General features: G+C 29.1%; 20 protein-coding genes and 4 tRNA genes. 21 read left to right on the forward strand and 3 right to left on the reverse strand.

The genetic code is table 11. The features are described 5' to 3' along the window. Positions 1 to 4: 4 nt before the first annotated feature. The 13 genes from I6E17_RS05910 (at position 5) to I6E17_RS05970 (ending at position 7,374) form a co-directional block, all read left to right on the forward strand. Positions 5 to 1,186, forward strand: a complete 1,182-nt coding sequence (locus I6E17_RS05910; protein ID WP_235236154.1) for a hypothetical protein — start codon at positions 5 to 7, stop codon at positions 1,184 to 1,186. A 17-nt stretch (positions 1,187 to 1,203) separates the two neighbouring features. Continuing rightward, positions 1,204 to 2,628: a cysteine--tRNA ligase gene (gene cysS, locus I6E17_RS05915; protein ID WP_176828983.1), complete on the forward strand. Its 1,425-nt coding sequence runs from the start codon at positions 1,204 to 1,206 to the stop codon at positions 2,626 to 2,628. Further along, complete coding sequence (locus tag I6E17_RS05920) at positions 2,616 to 2,999, forward strand: Mini-ribonuclease 3 (protein WP_176828984.1); 384 nt, start codon at positions 2,616 to 2,618, stop codon at positions 2,997 to 2,999. Before cysS ends, I6E17_RS05920 begins: the two co-directional genes overlap by 13 nt. A 1-nt stretch (position 3,000) precedes the next feature. Beyond that, positions 3,001 to 4,032: a rod shape-determining protein gene (locus I6E17_RS05925; RefSeq protein WP_176828985.1), complete on the forward strand. Its 1,032-nt coding sequence runs from the start codon at positions 3,001 to 3,003 to the stop codon at positions 4,030 to 4,032. 2 nt (positions 4,033 to 4,034) lie between these two features. Further along, a complete protein-coding gene (locus tag I6E17_RS05930; protein ID WP_235236156.1) occupies positions 4,035 to 4,952 on the forward strand; it encodes an ATPase in 918 nt (305 codons plus the stop codon). Positions 4,953 to 5,139: 187 nt separating this feature from the next. Next, positions 5,140 to 5,215, forward strand: a tRNA-Val gene (locus tag I6E17_RS05935). Positions 5,216 to 5,219: 4 nt separating this feature from the next. Then, a tRNA-Asp gene (locus I6E17_RS05940) sits at positions 5,220 to 5,296 on the forward strand. A 7-nt stretch (positions 5,297 to 5,303) separates the two neighbouring features. Further along, positions 5,304 to 5,379 (forward strand) — tRNA-Phe (locus tag I6E17_RS05945). 20 nt (positions 5,380 to 5,399) lie between these two features. Then, a tRNA-Cys gene (locus I6E17_RS05950) sits at positions 5,400 to 5,473 on the forward strand. 149 nt (positions 5,474 to 5,622) lie between these two features. Further along, positions 5,623 to 5,940 carry a hypothetical protein gene (locus I6E17_RS05955; protein ID WP_235236158.1) on the forward strand — a complete coding sequence of 106 codons (318 nt, stop codon included), beginning with the start codon at positions 5,623 to 5,625 and terminating at the stop codon, positions 5,938 to 5,940. Between the two features lie 17 nt (positions 5,941 to 5,957). Next, positions 5,958 to 6,233 carry a PTS sugar transporter subunit IIB gene (locus I6E17_RS05960; protein WP_176828988.1) on the forward strand — a complete coding sequence of 92 codons (276 nt, stop codon included), beginning with the start codon at positions 5,958 to 5,960 and terminating at the stop codon, positions 6,231 to 6,233. A gap of 120 nt (positions 6,234 to 6,353) precedes the next feature. Next, positions 6,354 to 7,016, forward strand: a complete 663-nt coding sequence (locus I6E17_RS05965) for a B3/4 domain-containing protein (RefSeq protein ID WP_235236160.1) — start codon at positions 6,354 to 6,356, stop codon at positions 7,014 to 7,016. 118 nt (positions 7,017 to 7,134) lie between these two features. Then, on the forward strand, positions 7,135 to 7,374 hold the full coding sequence (locus I6E17_RS05970) for a hypothetical protein (protein ID WP_176828990.1): 240 nt from the start codon (positions 7,135 to 7,137) through the stop codon (positions 7,372 to 7,374). A gap of 68 nt (positions 7,375 to 7,442) precedes the next feature. Here I6E17_RS05970 and I6E17_RS05975 read toward each other — a convergent pair whose 3' ends face one another. Further along, positions 7,443 to 8,756, reverse strand: coding sequence for a sodium:solute symporter family protein (locus tag I6E17_RS05975; RefSeq protein WP_235236161.1), 1,314 nt, complete (start codon positions 8,754 to 8,756; stop codon positions 7,443 to 7,445). A 15-nt stretch (positions 8,757 to 8,771) separates the two neighbouring features. Then, positions 8,772 to 9,746, reverse strand: a complete 975-nt coding sequence (locus tag I6E17_RS05980; RefSeq protein ID WP_235236162.1) for a biotin--[acetyl-CoA-carboxylase] ligase — start codon at positions 9,744 to 9,746, stop codon at positions 8,772 to 8,774. 243 nt (positions 9,747 to 9,989) lie between these two features. On the opposite strand from I6E17_RS05980, the gene gdhA reads away from it, so the two are divergent. The 6 genes from gdhA (at position 9,990) to I6E17_RS06010 (ending at position 15,096) form a co-directional block, all read left to right on the forward strand. Then, positions 9,990 to 11,336, forward strand: coding sequence for an NADP-specific glutamate dehydrogenase (gene gdhA / locus I6E17_RS05985; RefSeq protein ID WP_235236163.1), 1,347 nt, complete (start codon positions 9,990 to 9,992; stop codon positions 11,334 to 11,336). 317 nt (positions 11,337 to 11,653) lie between these two features. Further along, positions 11,654 to 12,352, forward strand: a complete 699-nt coding sequence (locus tag I6E17_RS05990) for an AzlC family ABC transporter permease (protein WP_176828994.1) — start codon at positions 11,654 to 11,656, stop codon at positions 12,350 to 12,352. Then, the gene (locus I6E17_RS05995; RefSeq protein WP_235236164.1) at positions 12,342 to 12,647 is read left to right on the forward strand and encodes an AzlD domain-containing protein; all 306 of its coding nucleotides are present in this window, start codon (positions 12,342 to 12,344) and stop codon (positions 12,645 to 12,647) included. Before I6E17_RS05990 ends, I6E17_RS05995 begins: the two co-directional genes overlap by 11 nt. Before the next feature lie 18 nt (positions 12,648 to 12,665). After that, positions 12,666 to 12,914 (forward strand): hypothetical protein, encoded by a 249-nt coding sequence (locus I6E17_RS06000; protein WP_235236165.1) that lies wholly within the window; start codon positions 12,666 to 12,668, stop codon positions 12,912 to 12,914. A gap of 269 nt (positions 12,915 to 13,183) precedes the next feature. After that, positions 13,184 to 14,044, forward strand: coding sequence for a MerR family transcriptional regulator (locus I6E17_RS06005; RefSeq protein ID WP_235236167.1), 861 nt, complete (start codon positions 13,184 to 13,186; stop codon positions 14,042 to 14,044). Between the two features lie 89 nt (positions 14,045 to 14,133). Continuing rightward, positions 14,134 to 15,096: a hypothetical protein gene (locus I6E17_RS06010; protein ID WP_235236168.1), complete on the forward strand. Its 963-nt coding sequence runs from the start codon at positions 14,134 to 14,136 to the stop codon at positions 15,094 to 15,096. Between the two features lie 132 nt (positions 15,097 to 15,228). Here I6E17_RS06010 and I6E17_RS06015 read toward each other — a convergent pair whose 3' ends face one another. Next, positions 15,229 to 16,014: a type III pantothenate kinase gene (locus I6E17_RS06015; protein WP_176828999.1), complete on the reverse strand. Its 786-nt coding sequence runs from the start codon at positions 16,012 to 16,014 to the stop codon at positions 15,229 to 15,231. A gap of 128 nt (positions 16,015 to 16,142) precedes the next feature. Between I6E17_RS06015 and I6E17_RS06020 the strand changes: the two genes are divergently transcribed. Together I6E17_RS06020 and I6E17_RS06025 are read left to right on the forward strand one after the other, a co-directional pair. After that, complete coding sequence (locus I6E17_RS06020; RefSeq protein ID WP_235236170.1) at positions 16,143 to 17,333, forward strand: nucleotidyltransferase; 1,191 nt, start codon at positions 16,143 to 16,145, stop codon at positions 17,331 to 17,333. Between the two features lie 2 nt (positions 17,334 to 17,335). Further along, positions 17,336 to 18,628: an MFS transporter gene (locus I6E17_RS06025; protein ID WP_235236171.1), complete on the forward strand. Its 1,293-nt coding sequence runs from the start codon at positions 17,336 to 17,338 to the stop codon at positions 18,626 to 18,628. Positions 18,629 to 18,637: the final 9 nt, after the last annotated feature.

The raw sequence follows: 18,637 nt of genomic DNA on the forward strand, positions 1-18,637 counted from the left end.
ATTAATGAAAAAGATAGTAAAAGCAGTTTTATTTCTGGCAGCTATAGCTGTATCAGGAATTCTGATCTTTGAATATTCTTATAAACTTACATCAGATGATTTTATAACTGACAGGACAACTTTTATTTACAGCAATAAAAATATAAACAGAGAAAAACTTAAAAAATTTGAAGAGACTTTTAATATAGAAAATATAACAGAAAAAGAAATTTTGAAAAAAGTAAAAAGTATCTGCCTTTTATCACAAAGCAAAATATACAGCAGTGATATAAATGTGGTAGGAATAGCTGATACAGGACTATATTATCCTGTTATGTTTATGAAAATAAAAAAATATTTTGATGTAAAAGATGGCTTCTATAAACTGAAAGATGAATATAAAGAAGAGATTGGGATACCAAATTCTGATGAAATATATGTTAAACCTTACAGAGGATTATTTTTTGCAGGAACAGATACAGGAGCAATTGATAAAGTCATTCACAGCAGTCAGGATAAGAAAAGTCTTAAGACAATAGAAATATTAAATGAATGTGCTGATGATGGCCTTGGAACTCTTGTATTTAATCAGGAGAGGGAAAGACTTTTCGGAATTGATAGAATAGTAGTTTCTGGAGATACAAAAGGAAATAAAATTTTATTTGAAGGTTTTATATATGGAGATAATGAAATTATAAAAGACTTAAGTATCCAGCCTACAGAAAGAAGAATGAATAAGTATATATCAGATAATATGTTATATATTTCAACAGCTAATCTAAGAAAGCTTGATACATTTATTTTAAGAGCTATATCTTATAAAGCAAGCAGTACTAAAAAAGCGAATCTTATAGGAGAACTTTTTGCAAGAGGTTTTGCAGATATTATGTCAGAACTTAATGGCGAAATGGTTGTGGATCTTGAAAATGGAAATTATCTTTTAGGTCTTAAATCTTCAGAAGATGCAGAGACTTTTGCTGAGTACTTTAAAAATGATGAAAATATAAATATTGAAAAAGATTCAGCAGGAAATATTTATATATGCATTGGAGGAGATACTTTTGTTCCACAGAAAAATATAAAATCTATAGAAAATAATCAATTTTTATCAGGAAAGATGACTACTTATTATGGAAAAATTGAAGCAAATGGTTATTATGACCCTGAAAGATTAAGAATAAATGCTCAGATAGAGATAGAAAAATAAACATCAGGAGGAAAGATATGATAAGAGTATACAATACAATGAACAAAAAAATAGAAGAATTAATTCCTTTAAAAGAAAATGAAATTTCAATGTATGTATGCGGACCGACAGTATACAATTATATTCATATTGGAAATGCCCGTCCAGCAATATTTTTTGATACAGTGAGAAGATATTTTGAATATAGAGGATATAAAGTTACTTATGTTCAAAACTTTACAGATGTAGATGATAAAATGATAGCAAGAGCTAATCAGGAAGGAGTATCTCTTAAAGAAATAGCTCATAAATATATAAATGCTTACTTTGAAGATACTAAAAAAGTAAATCTTAAAGAAGAAGGAATGATTAGACCAAGAGCAACAGAACATATTGGAGATATGATAAAAATAATAAAAAATCTTATTGATAATGGTTATGCTTATGAAGCTGATGGAGATGTATATTTTGAAGTGGAAAAAGATAAAGATGACTATGGATGCCTTTCAGGACAAAATATAGAAAATCTTAAAGCAGGGGCAAGAATAGAGGTAAACGATATAAAACGCTCTCCTGTTGACTTTGCTCTTTGGAAAAAAGCAAAAGAGGGAGAACCAAGCTGGGATTCTCCATGGGGAAAAGGAAGACCAGGATGGCATATAGAATGTTCAGCTATGTCAAGCAGATATCTTGGAGATACTTTTGACATTCATGGAGGAGGACAAGATTTAATATTCCCACACCATGAAAATGAAATAGCTCAGTCAAGATGTAGCAGCCATGGGGAATATGCAAGATATTGGATGCATAATGGTTATATAAATGTAAATGGAGAAAAAATGTCAAAATCTTTAGGAAACTTTTTCCTTTTAAGAGAAGTTCTTGAACATTATGAAGGAAGAGTAATAAGATTTTTTGTTTTAAGTTCTCACTACAGAAAACCAATAGATTTTTCAGATGCAGAACTTACTCAAAGTAAGGCAGGACTTGAAAGAATAGATAATGCTGTGCTTAGAATAAAAGAAAAACTTTCTGAAAAAGCAAGTGAAGATGGAGATGATTTAAAAGGACTTGCAGCATATTTAGAAGAAACTAAAAATAAATTTATAGCAGCTATGGATGAAGATTTTAACACAGCTCAAGGACTTGGAGCAATTTTTGAACTTGTTAAAGAAGTTAATAAATATGTTGATACAGAAAAAGTTTCAGAAGAAGGAATGAAAAATTTAGGAGCAGCAGAAACTTATATTAGATATATAATGGAGGAAGTTCTTGGAGTTCTTCTAAAAAATGATGAAAATATAGGAAATCTTACTTCAGAACTTGTTGAATTCATTCTTGAGCTTAGAAGAGAGGCAAGAACTGAAAAGAACTGGGCTCTTTCAGATAAAATAAGAGACAGACTTGGAGAAATGGGAATAAAAATAAAAGATGGAAAGGATAAAACTACATGGTCTCTATAGATTTAAGAGAAACCAGCGGAGTAGTGCTTGCCTATTTAGGTGACTCTGTATGGGAGCTTTATGTAAGAGAATATTTTATACTTAAAGGATATAATATAAGAAACCTTAACAAGCATGTGGTTAATTCTGTAAATGCAAAAACTCAAAGCAGAATATTAAAAAATATTATTGAAAATGTTGATGAAAAATATAAACAGCTAATAAACAGAAGTAAAAATGGAAATATTAAAACATTTCCAAGATCATGCTCTGTAACAGAGTACAGAGAAGCAACAGGTTTTGAAGCTTATATAGGTGCATTATATATTGATGGAAACATTGATAAAATAAAAGAGATTATAAAAGAAAATCTGGATGGAGAGGATAAATAGCATGGGATTATTTAATTTTAGTTTTGGTTCAGGAAAAGGTATCGGAATTGATTTGGGAACTGCTAATACTCTTGTTTACAGCAAAAAACAAAAGAAGATAGTTTTAAATGAACCTTCAGTTGTAGCAGTGGAAAAAGAAACAAGAAAAGTTCTTGCAGTAGGAAACGAAGCTAAGGAAATGATAGGGAAGACACCTGATTCAATTGTTGCTATAAAACCTTTAAGTGAAGGTGTAATAGCAGACTACGATGTAACAGAGGCTATGATAAAATACTTTATAAAAAAAGTCTTTGGAAACACAATCTTCATGCCTGATGTAATGATATGTGTTCCTATAGATGTAACAGGTGTTGAAAAAAGAGCAGTTTTGGAAGCAGCACTTTCAGCAGGAGCAAAGAGAGCTTATCTTATTGAAGAGGCAAGAGCTGCAGCTCTTGGAGCAGGAATAGATATATCAGCTCCTACAGGGAATATGATAGTTGACATTGGTGGAGGATCTACTGATGTGGCAGTAATCTCTTTTGGAGGAACTGTTGTAAGTAAGACAATAAGAACTGCCAGCAACAATTTTGATATGGATATAATAAAATACATTAAAAAAACTCATAATCTTCTTATAGGAGATAAAACAGCTGAAGAAATTAAAATTAAAATAGGAACAGCTATTCCTTTAGAAGAAGAAGAAAGCCTTGTAGTAAAAGGAAGAGATTTAATAATGGGACTTCCTAAATCAATTACAATAACATCAGAAGAAGTAAGGGAAGCTATATCTGATTCTCTTATGGAAATAGTTATGTGTGTAAAAGAAGTTCTTGAAAAGACTCCTCCTGAACTAGCAGCAGATATAGTTGACAGAGGAATAGTTATGGCAGGTGGAGGTTCTCTTATAAAAAATTTCCCAGTGCTTATATCTCAGCATACACATCTTAGTGTAAGACTTGCAGAAAATCCTCTTTTAAGTGTGGTTATAGGAGCAGGAATGGCCATGGATCAGCTTAAAGTATTAAAGAAAATAGAGAAAGCAGAAAGATAGAAATGTTTAAAGATATAATTTCCAATGAAGAGGCAAAAAATTTTTTAATAAATGAGCTTAAGAGTAAAAGGGAACAAGGGACTTATATTTTCTATGGAGAAGATAGAGATCTTGTGACAGAGTTTGCTCTCAGCTATGCTAAAGCACTTACTTGCAGAAATGCTGAGAACGATTTCTGTGGAGTATGTGAGAGCTGTATAAGAATGGACAGCCTTACACATGGAGATTTAGAAATTTATGAAGATGTTGGTGGAATAAAGATAGATCAGATTCGTGAAATAGCCTATAGAATTTCAACGACTTCCTATGAAGGAGGAAATAGAATATTTATTCTTAAGGATATTGAAAAGATGAAAAAAGAAGCAGCTAATGCTCTTTTAAAAATGATAGAAGAGCCTGAAAAAGGTAATTTTTTCATTCTTCTGGCAAATAATCTTAATATTCTTCCTACAATCAAATCAAGATCTATATTTCTAAAAATCAAGATGAGAAGTGCAGAGGAATTGGGTGTTTCTTCTTCTGAATATGATTTTTTTCTAGGAAAAGGAAAAGAAATTCTTGAATATAAAGAAAGTGGAATTGATTTAAAAACAGGAGAACCATATGATGAAATAGGAAATTTTATAAAAAATTATATAGAAAATCCTGTTATTGAAAATAAAATAAAAATTTATAAATCCTTAAGAGATTTTTTTGTAAACAGAAAGTATATAAATGAAATAGATAAATTATCTTTTGCAGAAAGTATTTATTTTTCAGTAGAAAATGATAGAATTATAGCTCAGGAAATATATACTTATATGTGTCATCTTATAAAAAATTACGATAGAGTTGAAAATTTAATATCTGTAAAAAATATGATGAAAATGCCTGTGAACTTAAAACTTTTACTAAAAGTTTTTATAAATGAAATTTACTAGATAAAAAATTATAATATTTTTATTAGAATTATAGTTTTCTTTTGTTCATTTTCTTTGTGCATACAAAGAAAATGAACAAAAAGATTATTGAAAATGTTAAATTTTCTTTTAAAAATATAAAAAATTTTAAATTGAAGTAAAAAAGTGCTTGCAAAAATTCATAATATTTAGTATACTAATTTATGTGGGTCGCATAGCTCAGTTGGGAGAGCACCTGCCTTACAAGCAGGGGGTCATAGGTTCAAGTCCTATTGTGACCACCATTATGGGGGTGTAGCTCAGTTGGTTAGAGCGCCTGCCTGTCACGTAGGAGGTCGCGAGTTCGAATCTCGTCACTCCCGCCATAATGATGCTCAGATAGCTCAGTCGGTAGAGCAGGGGACTGAAAATCCCCGTGTCGGTGGTTCGATTCCGCCTCTGAGCACCATGTACAATTTAATTTCGGAGGGCGATGTCGCCAAGTGGTAAGGCAGAGGTCTGCAAAATCTCCACCACCAGTTCGAATCTGGTCGTCGCCTCCAATGTATAAAATCTTCCAAGCAGGAAGTTATAAACCACTCATAACTGAGTGGTTTTTTATTTGTCCTCTTATTGACAATTGAAAGCAAAAAATATATACTTAGACTAGAAAATCTTAGTATGATTAAAAGAAAGTGAATGGAGGTATAATATGTATTACAGTATTTTTGTAGAAATGAAAAGCAACTCTGATGTAAAAAAATTATTAAATCTTTCAAGCAGAGAAGAGGTTATTGAAAAAGTATGTACTCCATTTTTAACTGAAGGTCAATTTTTTATTGAGGGAGAAAAGATAAAAAAAGAAGACACAGCAAAAATTCTTGTAGTGGAAACAGCTGTAAGACAACTGGGAGATTACAAACTTGTTTCAAGATTCATAAAAGAGACACAAACTTATGGAGAAAAGTTTGTTAATGAAAAATATCCTGGATTTTTTGTTAAAGATATAACAGAAGAGATATTTAAATAAAAAATGGGAGGTTTGTTATGAAAATAATTACAGTATGTGGTTCAGGATTAGGAAGCAGCTTTATGCTTGAGATGAACATAAAAAAAGTTCTTAAAGAGTTAGGAATAAATGCAGAAGTAGGGCATAAAGATTTGGCTACAGTAGTTCCAGAAGATGCAGACATATTTGTAATGTCAAAAAGCTTTGATGATAAAGTTTCTGTTCCTTGCAAAATAACTTTATCAAATATAATATCTTTAGAGGAAATTAGAGAAAAATTATCTGCAGAATTAAAAAACAGAGGACTTTTATAATAAAATAAAAAAATATATTTATCTTAAAATGGGACTGATGTTAATCATTTATTACAACAGTCCGTTTTTTTATGAATTTAAAATAATATTAGAACAAAATTTATAAAAGGAGATATAAAAATGGAAATAAAAATTGATGGTACAGTAAAAGAAAAAGTAGAAAGCATAAGACTTGGATGTTTGGTTTATGATGTAAAAGTTGAAGAAAAAAATGAAAAATTATGGGAAAAATTAGAGGGAGAAATTTTTCCTAAAATTATTGCAGAAATTGAAGAAAAAGGAATTAATGGGATAGAAAATATATCATGCTCTAAAAAAGCTTATAAACTTTTAGGAAAAGATCCTAACCGTTACAGAGTTTCATCAGAAGCTCTTTACAGAAGAATAAAGCAAGGAAAAGGTCTATATGAAATAAATACAGTTGTAGATGTTAATAACCTTATATCTCTTGAAACTGGATTTTCTGTAGGATCTTATGATTTAGAAAATATAAAGGGGAATATAATTCTTAGAAAGGGAGAAGAAGGGGAAGTATACAAAGGAATAGGAAAAGATGATATAAATATAGAAAATCTTCCTCTCCTTACAGACGAAGAGGGAGCTTTTGGAAGCCCTACAAGTGATTCAACAAAAGCTATGGTAACATTGAAGTCTAAAAAAATACTGACAGTTATTTATTGTTTTACATCTTGTGAAAATTTAGATGAAATTTTAAAGAAATCTTCAGAATATTTGAAAGAATATACAGATGCAGAAAATATAGAAACATTTGTAATTGAATAAAAAATATAATGAAGAATTAAAGAAGAATAGAAAACTTGTCATCTTTTCTGAAATATGGTATAAATATAGTTGAGTAAAAAAATAAACTTTTTATATATAGATTTTGGAAAGGAGACTTATGGAAAGATTAACAGAAAAAGAAATTAAAAATATAATAGATGAAATGAAGAAAAATGGAAAATATGAAGCATATCATGAAATGATAAATGATGATTTTGAAAATCATCATATAGTTTATAAATTAGATGCTGATGAAATGATAGCTCTTGCTTATAAAAATAATACTATACCTTTTAAAATGCAGGAATATTATGACTGGCATGAGATAAATCTTTTAGTTGAAGAAGATTTAGATTAAAAATATATGGTGCTGTTGCAAATTTATAAAATTTTATTTTGTAAATTAGAAAATGCAACAGCCCTTTTTTATTTTAATTTATTTCCTAGGTATAAAATACCTCCATTTATTAAAAAAGCTCCAGCTGCTAAAAAGTTTCCTATGTCTCCTCCATATAATTTTCCTATAAGGGCAGTTATTCCTCCTAAAATAATAGCTGATATAACTACTTCTTTTCTAGTTCTGAAACCAAATATACCTACAAGAACAGGAATAATAAAAGCTCCTGAATAGACAGCGAGAGCTAGAAGAAGAGTAGAAAGTATATATTTCATTTTTAATGAAATAATAACAGCAGCAATTCCCAAAATTATAGTTAGTATTCTGGTAATAAAAATAGCTTTTTTACTTTTTAAATCCTCTAAAAAGACTTGTGCAGCAAGAGACGAGGCTGTTAAAAGAGTTGTGTCTGCTGATGAAATTACAGCAGAAAGAAGCCCAAAATATAAACTAAAAGAAATAAAATGAGGAAGTTTTTTATCTGCTATCATAAGGAGAACAGATTCTTTTCCTACTTGAGAACTTTCAAATATTTGTGAACCATATATTCCAATTCTAGCAAAAATATAAGCTAATGGAATAAGAAAACATACAGAGACAATAATTGAATTTTTCATGACTTTTTCATTTTTAGAGCAGAAAAGTCTTGAATAAATGTCAGGCCCTACAAGATATGTAGTTGAATAAGTAAGTATCATAATAAATAAATCCAAGTATGTAAAATTTTCATTTATAAACTGAGGGACAGTTTCAGAAATAGGCTCAGGTGCAATGTATGAAAATGTAAGAATTATTCCTAAAAGAATAAAAATTAACTGTACAAAATCTGTTTTTATAATGGAAAGCTGTCCTCCAAGAATTGTATAAAAAATAAAAACAGCTCCTGAAATACAGACTCCCTGAGTGTATGTAAATGATGAAAGAATTGTAATAATTTTTGCTGCTCCCATTATTTGTGAAGCTATAACTCCAAGCCATGCTACAGGTATAAGAAGAGATGAAATTTTTTGAACTTCTTCACCATAAAAATTTCCAAGCATATTTGGAAGATTATATCCTTTGAAATTTTTTATATAATTAGTAAGAGGATAAAGAAGAATAAGACCAAAAGCAGCACATAGCATAAGAGAACTTCCTGCCCAGCCACTGATATATGCAAAATCAACACTTCCAATTATTGCAGAACTACCTAGAATAGATGCTAAAAGACTTCCTGAAACTTGTAAAACACCTGCTTTTTTTCCTGCAACAAAAAAATCACTGTTATTTTTAACTTTTTTAAAAGATAAAATTCCTATAATGATTACAATAAAAAAATAAAAAAATAATATAAGTTCGTTCAATTTATGCTCCTTTATTTAAGAAAGAATTTTAAGTTCTCCATTATATACTGTTTTTATTTTTTGGTTTTCTTTTAAAATAATAAGTCCTCCAGTATCATTTATTCCTATAATTTTTCCTGTGATTTTTTTTTCAGGAATTTTTATTTCAATATTTTTGTTAAGAAGATTGGTTCTTTCCATATATTCTTTTAAAATTTTCTTTCTGTTAGAAATATATTTTCTACAACAAACAAAATCTTCCATTTCATTTAGAACAGCTGAAATAAGCCCAGCTCTATTTATAGATTTATTAAGTTCTATTTTTAAAGAGGTATTTTTATTTTTTAAATTTTTAGGAAAATTACTGTTATTAACATTTATTCCAATACCTGTGACAGCATATTCAATTTTTCCTGTTTCTCCTTCAAGAGAACATTCTGTTAGGATACCACAGATTTTTTTTCCTGATATATTTATATCATTCCAACTAAGAGTAGGAGAAAAGCCAGTGTATTTTTTTATTGCATTAAAGACAGCAAGAGAAACAGCAGCAGAGAAAAGTCTAAGAGAGTCTTGAAATACATTTTTTTTAAAGATTACAGTCATATATATTCCAGACTCTTTTGGAGAGTAGAAAAGTTTTTCAAATCTTCCTCTTCCTTTTGTTTGTTCTTCAGCGATAATAACATCACCATGCTCCAGAGAGAAACTGTGTAGTTTTGCATATGTATTTGTAGAATCTATTTTCTCAAAACAATAAATATGTTTTCCAAGTTCTTTTGAAAAAAGATTTTTTTTAATTTCATATTCAGATATAATATCTTCATTATCATCAATAAGTTTATACCCTTTGTTATTTATTCCTTCAATTTTGTAACCTTTTTCTTTAAGAGAATTAATTCCTTTCCAAATTGCAGTACGACTTACTCCAAGTTTACTGCTTAATATTTCTCCTGAAATAAAAGATTTACTATTATTTCTTAAAATTTCCAGAATTTTATATTTTGTCATAAAAATCTCCTCAAAATATATTTTCTATAATGGTATCATTGAAAATTCTTATTATCAACTTTTATTTTTCTGAAGGTTAACAATTTTATATTTTAGTATATTTATAATAAAAATTAAAAATTTATATATTTTATAAATATAAAAATAATAAAGAAATATAGAATATTAATAAAAAAATATTGACTGGAAGGGCTATTTATTGTTAAATAGAACAGTAATATAAAATTTAAGGAGGAATCACATATGGTATCAGCAAGAGAATATGTAGAACAAGTTATTGAAGATGTAAAGAAAAGAGATGGAAATGACAGTGAATTTATTCAGGCTGTAGAAGAAGTTCTTGTGAGCTTAATCCCTTTCATAGAAAAAAATCCTCAATATATAGAGAGTAACCTTTTAGCAAGAATGTGTGAACCTGAAAGACAAATTATATTCAGAGTTCCTTGGGAAGATGACAACGGAAATATCCAAGTAAACAGAGGATTCAGAGTGCAGTTTAATGGTGTTATTGGTCCATATAAAGGAGGACTTAGATTTCACCCAGCAGTAAAAATAGGAACAATGAAATTTTTAGCTTTTGAACAGACTTTTAAAAACTCATTAACTGGTCTTCCAATTGGAGGAGGAAAAGGTGGAAGTGACTTTGATCCTATTGGAAAATCAGATAGAGAAATCAGAAGATTCTGTGAAAGCTTTATGACAGAACTATATCGTCATATAGGTCCTGATGTAGATGTACCTGCAGGAGATATTGGTGTAGGTGGAAAAGAAATAGGATATTTATATGGACATTACAGAAGAATAAAAGGAGCTTTTGAAAATGGAGTTCTTACAGGTAAAAATATAAATTTTGGAGGAAGTTTAATAAGACCAGAAGCAACAGGATATGGAGTTACATATTTTGTTCAGGAAATATTAAATGACATGGGAGAGAGCATAGAAGGAAAAACTGTAGCAGTTTCTGGATATGGAAATGTAGCATGGGGAGTATGTAAAAAAGTTACAGAACTAGGAGGAAAGGTAGTAACTATTTCTGAAAAAGATGGATATGTTTATGTTCCTGAAGGACTTTCAGAAGAACAAATAGAATACATGCTTTATTTAAGAGAACATACAAATCTTACACTAAAAGATTATGCTGAAAAATTTAATATAGAATATGTTGCTGGAAGAAAACCATGGGAAAGAAAAGTTGATATAGTAATACCATGTGCAATTCAAAATGAATTAAACCTAGAAGATGCAAAACAAATAGTTGCAAATGGAGTAAAAGTTGTATGTGAGGCAGCAAATATGCCATGTACTCCAGAAGCTGTTGAATTATTTGATGAAAATAAAATTCCTCATGCTCCTGGAAAAGCAGCTAATGCAGGAGGAGTTGCAGTATCTGCTCTTGAAATGAGCCAAAATAGTATGAGATATCAATGGACAGCAGAAGAAGTAGATGCAAAACTTCATCAAATAATGAAAGGAATCTATGCAAAAGCAAAAGCTATGAGTGTTGAATACAATACAACTCTTGCAGCAGGAGCAAATATTGCAGGATTTAAAAAAGTGGCAGACGCAATGCTTGCACAAGGAATTTATTAATAAAAATGTAATTTAATAGAAAGAATAAGGGAATATATCATTGAAATTTAAAGGGAAATAAAAAAAGTAAAAAAATTAAATGTTTTTTAAAAAAATTTTTATTTGACATATTTATGACACAAACATCCTCTATAATTAAACCATGATGAATAAGAAATCATAAATATAACCCTACCCTAAAGTTTAAAATATGTAGTCCCTATGAAAGAGAGATGATTTAGTCATCTCTCTTTTATTTTATATATATTTTATTTCTTATTTTATAAAAAATTATGGTATAATTAAGTATTATTTTTGGGGATATGGGGAGGATTTTTATGAATGTTGATGAAATAAAAAAAGGATTTAAAATGGGCTTTCCTGTAGTTATAGGTTATGCACCTGTGGCAGCAACTTTTGGACTTATTTGTAAATCAGGAGGTTTTTCCCTTTTTGAAACTTTTGCTTTCTCATTTTTTGTTTTTGCTGGAGCAAGTCAGTTTATGGGAGTAAATCTTATAATGCTTGGTGTAGGTTCAGGAAGTATTATTTTTACTACTTTTCTAGTAAACTTAAGACATTTTCTTATGAGTTCTGCAATAAGTAAAAGGCTTGATGAAAATTGCAAAAAATTAATTCCTGTTATTGCATATGGAATAACAGATGAATCATTTTCAATAGCCTCTCTTACAGAGGGAAAAATAAAAGCTGAATATATGCTTTCTCTTGAGTTTATAACTCATTTAGCATGGTGGGGATTTAGTATATTAGGATATATTTTTGGAGAATTTCTTCCAAAAGATTTAAGTGTAAGCATGGGAATAGCAATTTATGCTTTGTTTATAGCAATGATAGTTCCTCAGATGAAAAAATCAAAATATGTGACAGCTATTGTAATTCTTTCTGGAGTTATTAATTGGGGAGCAAAAGAAATGAGCTTTCTTCCAAAAGGTTGGAGCATAATTATTGCAATAATAGCGGCATCTTTTGCAGGAAGCTTTTTATTAGAAAAGGAGGAGAAAGAAAATGATAAATAAAATTTTACTTGTTATAATAGGAATGGCTGTAGTAACATATATACCAAGACTTCTTCCTTTTCATATTGTTTCTAAAATGAATCTTTCTAAAAGAATGACTTTGTTTTTGAAATGTATTCCTTATTCAGCATTGGGGGCTTTAATTCTTCCCGATGTATTCAGAGCTGTAGAGGGAAATAACATTGCATCTTTTATAGGAGCAGTTACAGCAGTGGTTTTAACATATATTTTTAAAAATATGATTCTGACAGTTATAGGATCTATAGCAGCAGTGTATCTTGTAATAATTTTATAAAGGCAGGTAAAAAATAAAATGGAAAACAGTGGAGAAAAAAATACTTTCTGGAAATCATGGTTTAAATTTGTAGGAATATTAATATTAATTTTTTTAGGTTGGGCAGCTCTTATTTTTATCTGTGATAGAATTTTTGGAAAAAGATTTGAACAATTTAAATACATTCATTATTTTATTCTTTTAGTTGTAATTTTAAAAGCAAAAAAATGGTTTTTAAAAGAAATTGATTTTAAAAAAGAGGAAGAGAAAAAAACAGAGGAGAAATAAATCAGAAACAACGAAATTATTATAGATATCTGTAAAAATAAATTTTACAGATATTTTTTTATGAAATAGTTTCTTTTTAAATTAAAAGTGATATAAAAAAAGAGGTTGACTTGTGAGCGACTCAGACCTTTAAAATTGATTTATATTAAAAGTGCTAACCTTTTAGTATAATAATTTCTCAAAAGGACTCTGAGACAGCCTTCTCAACTGTCAGAGAGTCCTTTATATTATTTATTTAAAAAAGAAAGGAAATTTTTAGGCATTTGGTTATGAAAGGTAAAACGGAATTATTTACAGTAGGGGAACTGGCAAAAATATTGGGAGTAAATAAAAATACAATTCTTCATTATGACAGAGAGGGAGTCATAAGAGCTATAAGAAATGATGATAGTAATTACAGATATTATGATAAAAACAGTATTCAAAATTTTAAAATAGTATTAAAACTTAGAAAATTAGGATTTTCACTTGATACAATAAAAAAAATGGGAAAATATGTGGAAGAAAAAAATTATCCTTCTATTCTTGAAATAATGAAAAATAAAATAGAAGAAAGTAAAAGAGAGATAGAAGAAATTGAAAAAAATATGAAAATTCTAGAAAGTCATGAAAAATATATGGAATATCTTAATGATATGGAAGAGGAAAAACAAAAAGAAAATTTTAATGACGAACAAGAAGATTTCTTTTGCATAAAAACTTGTAAAGAAGAAAAGGGAATCTTTATAGATGTTGAGGATATTGAAAAGAATCATAAAAGATTTGTGGAAAAAGAACTAAAAAGATATAAGAGAGATTTTGTTTGGCTTAAAAAACAATTTTGTGGAAAAGGAATATCAAAGGAAAATATTTTAAAAGAAAATTATAGATGTGATAGATTTATAATAAAAGCAGATATAGAAAGCTATCCTGATAAATACATTTTTCCTGAAGGAGAATATGCTCTTTTATATTTGAAAAAGGATAGAACAAGATCTTCAGCAATAGAAGAACTTATGGAAAAGATAAAAGAAAATGGATATGAAATATCAGGAGATCTTTTTATAGAAAATATTTCTCTTTTTGAAGAAGAAAATGAACCAGAAATGAGAGTATTAAAAATTCCTATAAAATCCTTGACCTCTGAGTAACACAGAGGTTTAAAATACTTACATATCATAGAGTATATAATTTTTTATATATTTTATGTTTGAGAAAATATTTGAGGGAGGATTTTATTATGAAAAAATTAGTACTTTTATTAGGAGCATTATCACTTGTATCTTCAGTTGCTTATACAAAAGAAGTAGTCCCTGCAGTAGAAGAAGTTACTGTCGTTGAAGAAGCACCAGTTGCAGCACCAGCTTTAACAGTTACATATGTTGGACAAGGATTAGAATTTGATAATACTTCTGGAGGATTAGATGTTGCAGAAGGAATGCACTTCTCTAACTATGTTGGATTAGCATATGATGATTGGACATTTGATTTAATGGCAAGAAAATCTTGGTCTGTTGACTCTGATGAAGGAATCCATTCAAATGGATCTTACAGAATAGATTTAGATGCTTGGAAAAAAGTAAATGATAATCTATCTGTTGGAGCTAGATGGAGACAAGAAAAAGATATGGATAGATATTACTTAAGAACTAAATATAACTATGGAATGTTCTCAGGAAATATTGATGCTGCATACCAATCAACTAATGATGCAGAGTCAGGAAGAGATGGATACTATGTTGAAGCAACTCCAGTTGCAGTAACAGTTGGACCAGTTACTTTAGGATACTATTTCAAAACTGAATCTAATATAGTTGCAGAAGGAGAAAGAACAGCAGCAGGAATTGACCACTGGTACAGACATCAATTAAGAGCATCTATGCCAATATATCAAGGAGAAAAATTAAATGTTGGTGTTCAATATGCTTGGGAATTTGCTAATGATATTGAAATAGATGGAAAAGATACAACAAATGCGTATACTTTAAAACATGACAACAATTCTCATATCTTATGGTTAAATGCATCTTATGCTGTAACAGAAAACTTAACAATTTCTGGATACTATGAATATGATATGTTTGAATGGGAAGAAGAAGGAAATGGAACTTCTTATGTTAAAAATGGAGGAAACGATACAGGAAGTAAAGATTCAGACAAATACTACGGAGAATTCTACATTGGATGGACTTATACATTCTAGTTTGAGTTAAAAAATTAACTAACCAATCCAGACTTAAAAGATAAATACAGAAACAGGTGTTGATTTCAGCACCTGTTTTTGTTTTAAAAGTAAAAATAAAACTGCTGCATTTTATTTGCAGCAGTCAGTTTTTTAATTATTTTCATCTTTATTATCTTGATAAATACTATAAAGTCCTTTACTACTTAAATCGTGGCAATATTCATCAATTTCTTCAATTTCAGCAGAAAGAATTTTTCCAAGTCCTCCTGTTGCAATTACATAAGCATCTTCTCCTACAATTTCTTTTATTTTTTTGATGATATGTTTTATTTGTCCTGCATATCCATAGAATATACCAGCCTGAATCTGAGTTATTGTATCTACTCCAAGAACTGATTCAGGAGAAGTGAACTTAACTTTTGGAAGTTTTGCAGTATTATTGCAAAGAGCATTTATTCCCATTTCTATTCCTGGAAGGATTCCTCCTCCTATACGGACATTTTTTTGAAGAACATCATAAGTAGTTGCTGTTCCAAGATCAAAAATTATAAGAGTTTCTTTATCTGGGAAATCTTTTAAAGCTTGCACAATATCTATTATTCTGTCAGCTCCGAAACCAGTTGGGTTTATATTTGGTGCAAATGTGAACGGAAGTTTTTTATCAAGGCTTACTATCATAGGTTCAATGTTAAAATATTTTCTTCCAAAAAACTGAAATATTGTAATAAGGTTAGGTACAACAGATGAAAGTATGATACCATTTACATCTTGAATTTTAATATTATTAAATTTTGAAATATTTCTGAAGTATGAGAAAAATTCATCTTCAGTCATTCTTTCGTTTGTTGCTATTCTAAATGTAAGAAGAATATTCCCTGTATTGTCAAAAACTCCAGTAACAATATGAGTATTCCCTATATCACAAGTTATAAGCATAATTTTTTTCCTCCGATTTGGATTATATTAACATACTCAATTATAGTATAAAATAAAAAAAAATACAAAGAATAGTTTAAAAATTTGTGGTATATTATAGTGAGAATGAAAATTTGGAAGGAGATGTCATGACAGGAGTAGGAATTGTAGTTGAGTATAATCCTTTTCATAATGGACATAAGTATCATTTAAAAAAAGCTAAGGAAAAAGGCGATGTAGTAATAGCTGTCATGAGTGGAGACTTTGTTCAAAGAGGAGAACCTGCTTTTTTAAACAGATGGGAAAGAGCAGAATCAGCTATTGCAGAAGGTGTGGATATTGTAGCTGAACTTCCTGTTTTTTATTCTGTTCAAAGTGCAGAAATTTTTGCAAGAGGAGCTGTAGGAATTTTAAATTATTTAAAAGTTTCAAAAATGATTTTTGGTTCAGAAAGCAGTGATATTGACAAATTAAAAAAAATAATACAGCTTGAAGAAAATAAAGATTTTATAGAAGAGCTTCAGAAATATCTAAAACAGGGAGATTCTTATCCTACTGCTTATAGTAAAGCTGCAGAAATTTTTATGGGAAAAGAATACACAGTAAAATCAAATGATATTTTAGGAATAGAATATTTAAGAGCTTTAGAGTTTTGGAAATCTGAAATAATTCCTTATACATTAAAAAGAGAGGGTGTAGATTATCATTCTCATGAGTATGATGAAAATATTGCAAGTGCAACAGGAATAAGAAAGATGTTTGAAAATAAAGAAGATGTAAAAAAAATCAGAAAGTTTATTCCTGAAAAATCATTAGAGATAATTTTAAAGGCTGTTTCTGAAGAAAGAACAGTAAAAATTTCTGAATTTTATAATCTTATAAGATATGGAATTTTATCTCAGAAAGAAAATCTAAAAAATATTCAGGATATGGAAGAGGGATTTGATAACAGACTTTATGAAGCTGCTTTTATATGTGAAAATTATGAAGAATTTTTAAAAAGAATAATGACAAGAAGATTTACAATAGGAAGAATTCAAAGAATACTGATTCATATACTTCTTGGAATTACAAAAGATATAACAGAGGATGCAAAAAGAAGAATTCCGTATATAAGAATTATGGGATTTTCTGAAAGAGGAAGAGAATATTTAAAGAAATTAAAACATGAAGAAAATATAAAAATTATAACTTCACTAAAAAACATTCAAAAAATTCTTTCAGAAGATGAAAGAAAATATCTTGAATTTAATGAAAAAGCAGGAAAAATATATGGAATAATAAATCCATATGTAAATAGAAAAATACCTTTGATGAATTTCAAAGGAGTGGGAGAGTAAAAATGAACTTATCTAAAAAGACACAAATATTTTATGGAATGGGTGTAAGCTATGCAATAGCTGACCAAATTTTTGCACAGTGGATTTTATATTTTTATCTGCCTCCAGAGAGCTCGGGCTTAAAACCTGTTATGGCTCCAGTTCTTATTTCAATAGCTCTTGCAATTTCAAGAATTGTTGATATGATTACAGATCCAGCAGTGGGATATATTTCAGATAAAATAAATACAAGATGGGGAAGAAGGATTCCTTTTATAGCAGCAGGAAGCATTCCTTTAGGACTTGCAACAGTTGCATTTTTTTATCCTCCTTTAGGAAATGATACAATTACATTTATTTATCTTGCTGTAATAGGTTCTCTGTTTTTTACTTTTTATACAATAGTAGGAGCACCATATAATGCTCTTATCCCTGAAATAGGAACTACGATGGAAGAGAGATTGGATCTTTCAACTTGGCAGTCAGTATTCAGACTTTTATACACAGCAGTGGCAATGATAATTCCAGGAGTTCTTATAAAAATAATAGGAGATGGAGATACAGTTTTAGGAATAAGAGGAATGGTAATAATTTTAAGTATAGCTGCTTCTCTTGGAGGATTTATAACAGTTTTTGGTGTATCTGAAAAAAATTATTCAAAAGGGGAAACATCAAAAATAACATTTAAAGAAACAATGCAAGTAATAACAGCAGACAAAAATTTTATATATTATCTTTTTGGACTTCTGTTCTTCTTTGTAGGTTTTAATACTTTAAGAGCAACTATGAATTATTATGTTGAAGATATAATGGGATATGGAAAAAGTCAGATAACAATAGCTTCAGCTATTCTTTTCGGAGTTTCAGCTCTGTTTTTCTATCCAACAAACATACTTTCTAAAAAAATAGGATATAGAAAAGTAATGCTAGGGTGTTTAAGTCTTCTTACAATATTTACAATAATGCTTTTTCTTCTTGGGAAAATCATTCCTGTTTCATTTGGATTTATTCTTTTTGGACTTATAGGAATTCCTGTGGCAGGTGGAGCATTTATATTCCCTCCAGCAATGCTTAGTGAAATAAGCAGCAGAATTACAGAAAGAACAGGAAATAAAATAGAAGGAATATGCTTTGGAATACAAGGATTTTTCTTAAAAATGGCATTTATGCTTTCAATTCTTATTCTTCCGTTTATTTTGGTTTTGGGAGGAACAGCAGGAGCTGTAACAAAATATGGGATTTATGGAACAGCAATTTTTTCTGCATTATCTTTTATAGCGGCATTTTTCTTTTATTATAAATATAAGGAAAATTAAAAGTTTTTA

The sequence above is a fragment of the Fusobacterium perfoetens genome (assembly GCF_021531595.1).
Taxonomy (GTDB): Bacteria; Fusobacteriota; Fusobacteriia; order Fusobacteriales; family Fusobacteriaceae; genus Fusobacterium_B.

What these genes read in the sequence shown, in the direction of transcription:
- cysS (WP_176828983.1), top strand. Translation starts at nt 1,204, where the DNA reads ATGATAAGAGTATACAATACAATGAACAAAAAAATAGAAGAATTAATT.
- I6E17_RS06020 (WP_235236170.1), top strand. Translation starts at nt 16,143, where the DNA reads ATGACAGGAGTAGGAATTGTAGTTGAGTATAATCCTTTTCATAATGGA.
- I6E17_RS06005 (WP_235236167.1), top strand. Translation starts at nt 13,184, where the DNA reads ATGAAAGGTAAAACGGAATTATTTACAGTAGGGGAACTGGCAAAAATA.
- I6E17_RS05995 (WP_235236164.1), top strand. Translation starts at nt 12,342, where the DNA reads ATGATAAATAAAATTTTACTTGTTATAATAGGAATGGCTGTAGTAACA.
- I6E17_RS05980 (WP_235236162.1), bottom strand. Translation starts at nt 9,746, where the DNA reads ATGACAAAATATAAAATTCTGGAAATTTTAAGAAATAATAGTAAATCT.
- I6E17_RS05990 (WP_176828994.1), top strand. Translation starts at nt 11,654, where the DNA reads ATGAATGTTGATGAAATAAAAAAAGGATTTAAAATGGGCTTTCCTGTA.
- I6E17_RS05930 (WP_235236156.1), top strand. Translation starts at nt 4,035, where the DNA reads ATGTTTAAAGATATAATTTCCAATGAAGAGGCAAAAAATTTTTTAATA.
- I6E17_RS06010 (WP_235236168.1), top strand. Translation starts at nt 14,134, where the DNA reads ATGAAAAAATTAGTACTTTTATTAGGAGCATTATCACTTGTATCTTCA.
- I6E17_RS05970 (WP_176828990.1), top strand. Translation starts at nt 7,135, where the DNA reads ATGGAAAGATTAACAGAAAAAGAAATTAAAAATATAATAGATGAAATG.
- I6E17_RS05965 (WP_235236160.1), top strand. Translation starts at nt 6,354, where the DNA reads ATGGAAATAAAAATTGATGGTACAGTAAAAGAAAAAGTAGAAAGCATA.
- gdhA (WP_235236163.1), top strand. Translation starts at nt 9,990, where the DNA reads ATGGTATCAGCAAGAGAATATGTAGAACAAGTTATTGAAGATGTAAAG.
- I6E17_RS05925 (WP_176828985.1), top strand. Translation starts at nt 3,001, where the DNA reads ATGGGATTATTTAATTTTAGTTTTGGTTCAGGAAAAGGTATCGGAATT.
- I6E17_RS06000 (WP_235236165.1), top strand. Translation starts at nt 12,666, where the DNA reads ATGGAAAACAGTGGAGAAAAAAATACTTTCTGGAAATCATGGTTTAAA.
- I6E17_RS05920 (WP_176828984.1), top strand. Translation starts at nt 2,616, where the DNA reads ATGGTCTCTATAGATTTAAGAGAAACCAGCGGAGTAGTGCTTGCCTAT.
- I6E17_RS05910 (WP_235236154.1), top strand. Translation starts at nt 5, where the DNA reads ATGAAAAAGATAGTAAAAGCAGTTTTATTTCTGGCAGCTATAGCTGTA.
- I6E17_RS06025 (WP_235236171.1), top strand. Translation starts at nt 17,336, where the DNA reads ATGAACTTATCTAAAAAGACACAAATATTTTATGGAATGGGTGTAAGC.
- I6E17_RS05960 (WP_176828988.1), top strand. Translation starts at nt 5,958, where the DNA reads ATGAAAATAATTACAGTATGTGGTTCAGGATTAGGAAGCAGCTTTATG.
- I6E17_RS06015 (WP_176828999.1), bottom strand. Translation starts at nt 16,014, where the DNA reads ATGCTTATAACTTGTGATATAGGGAATACTCATATTGTTACTGGAGTT.
- I6E17_RS05955 (WP_235236158.1), top strand. Translation starts at nt 5,623, where the DNA reads ATGTATTACAGTATTTTTGTAGAAATGAAAAGCAACTCTGATGTAAAA.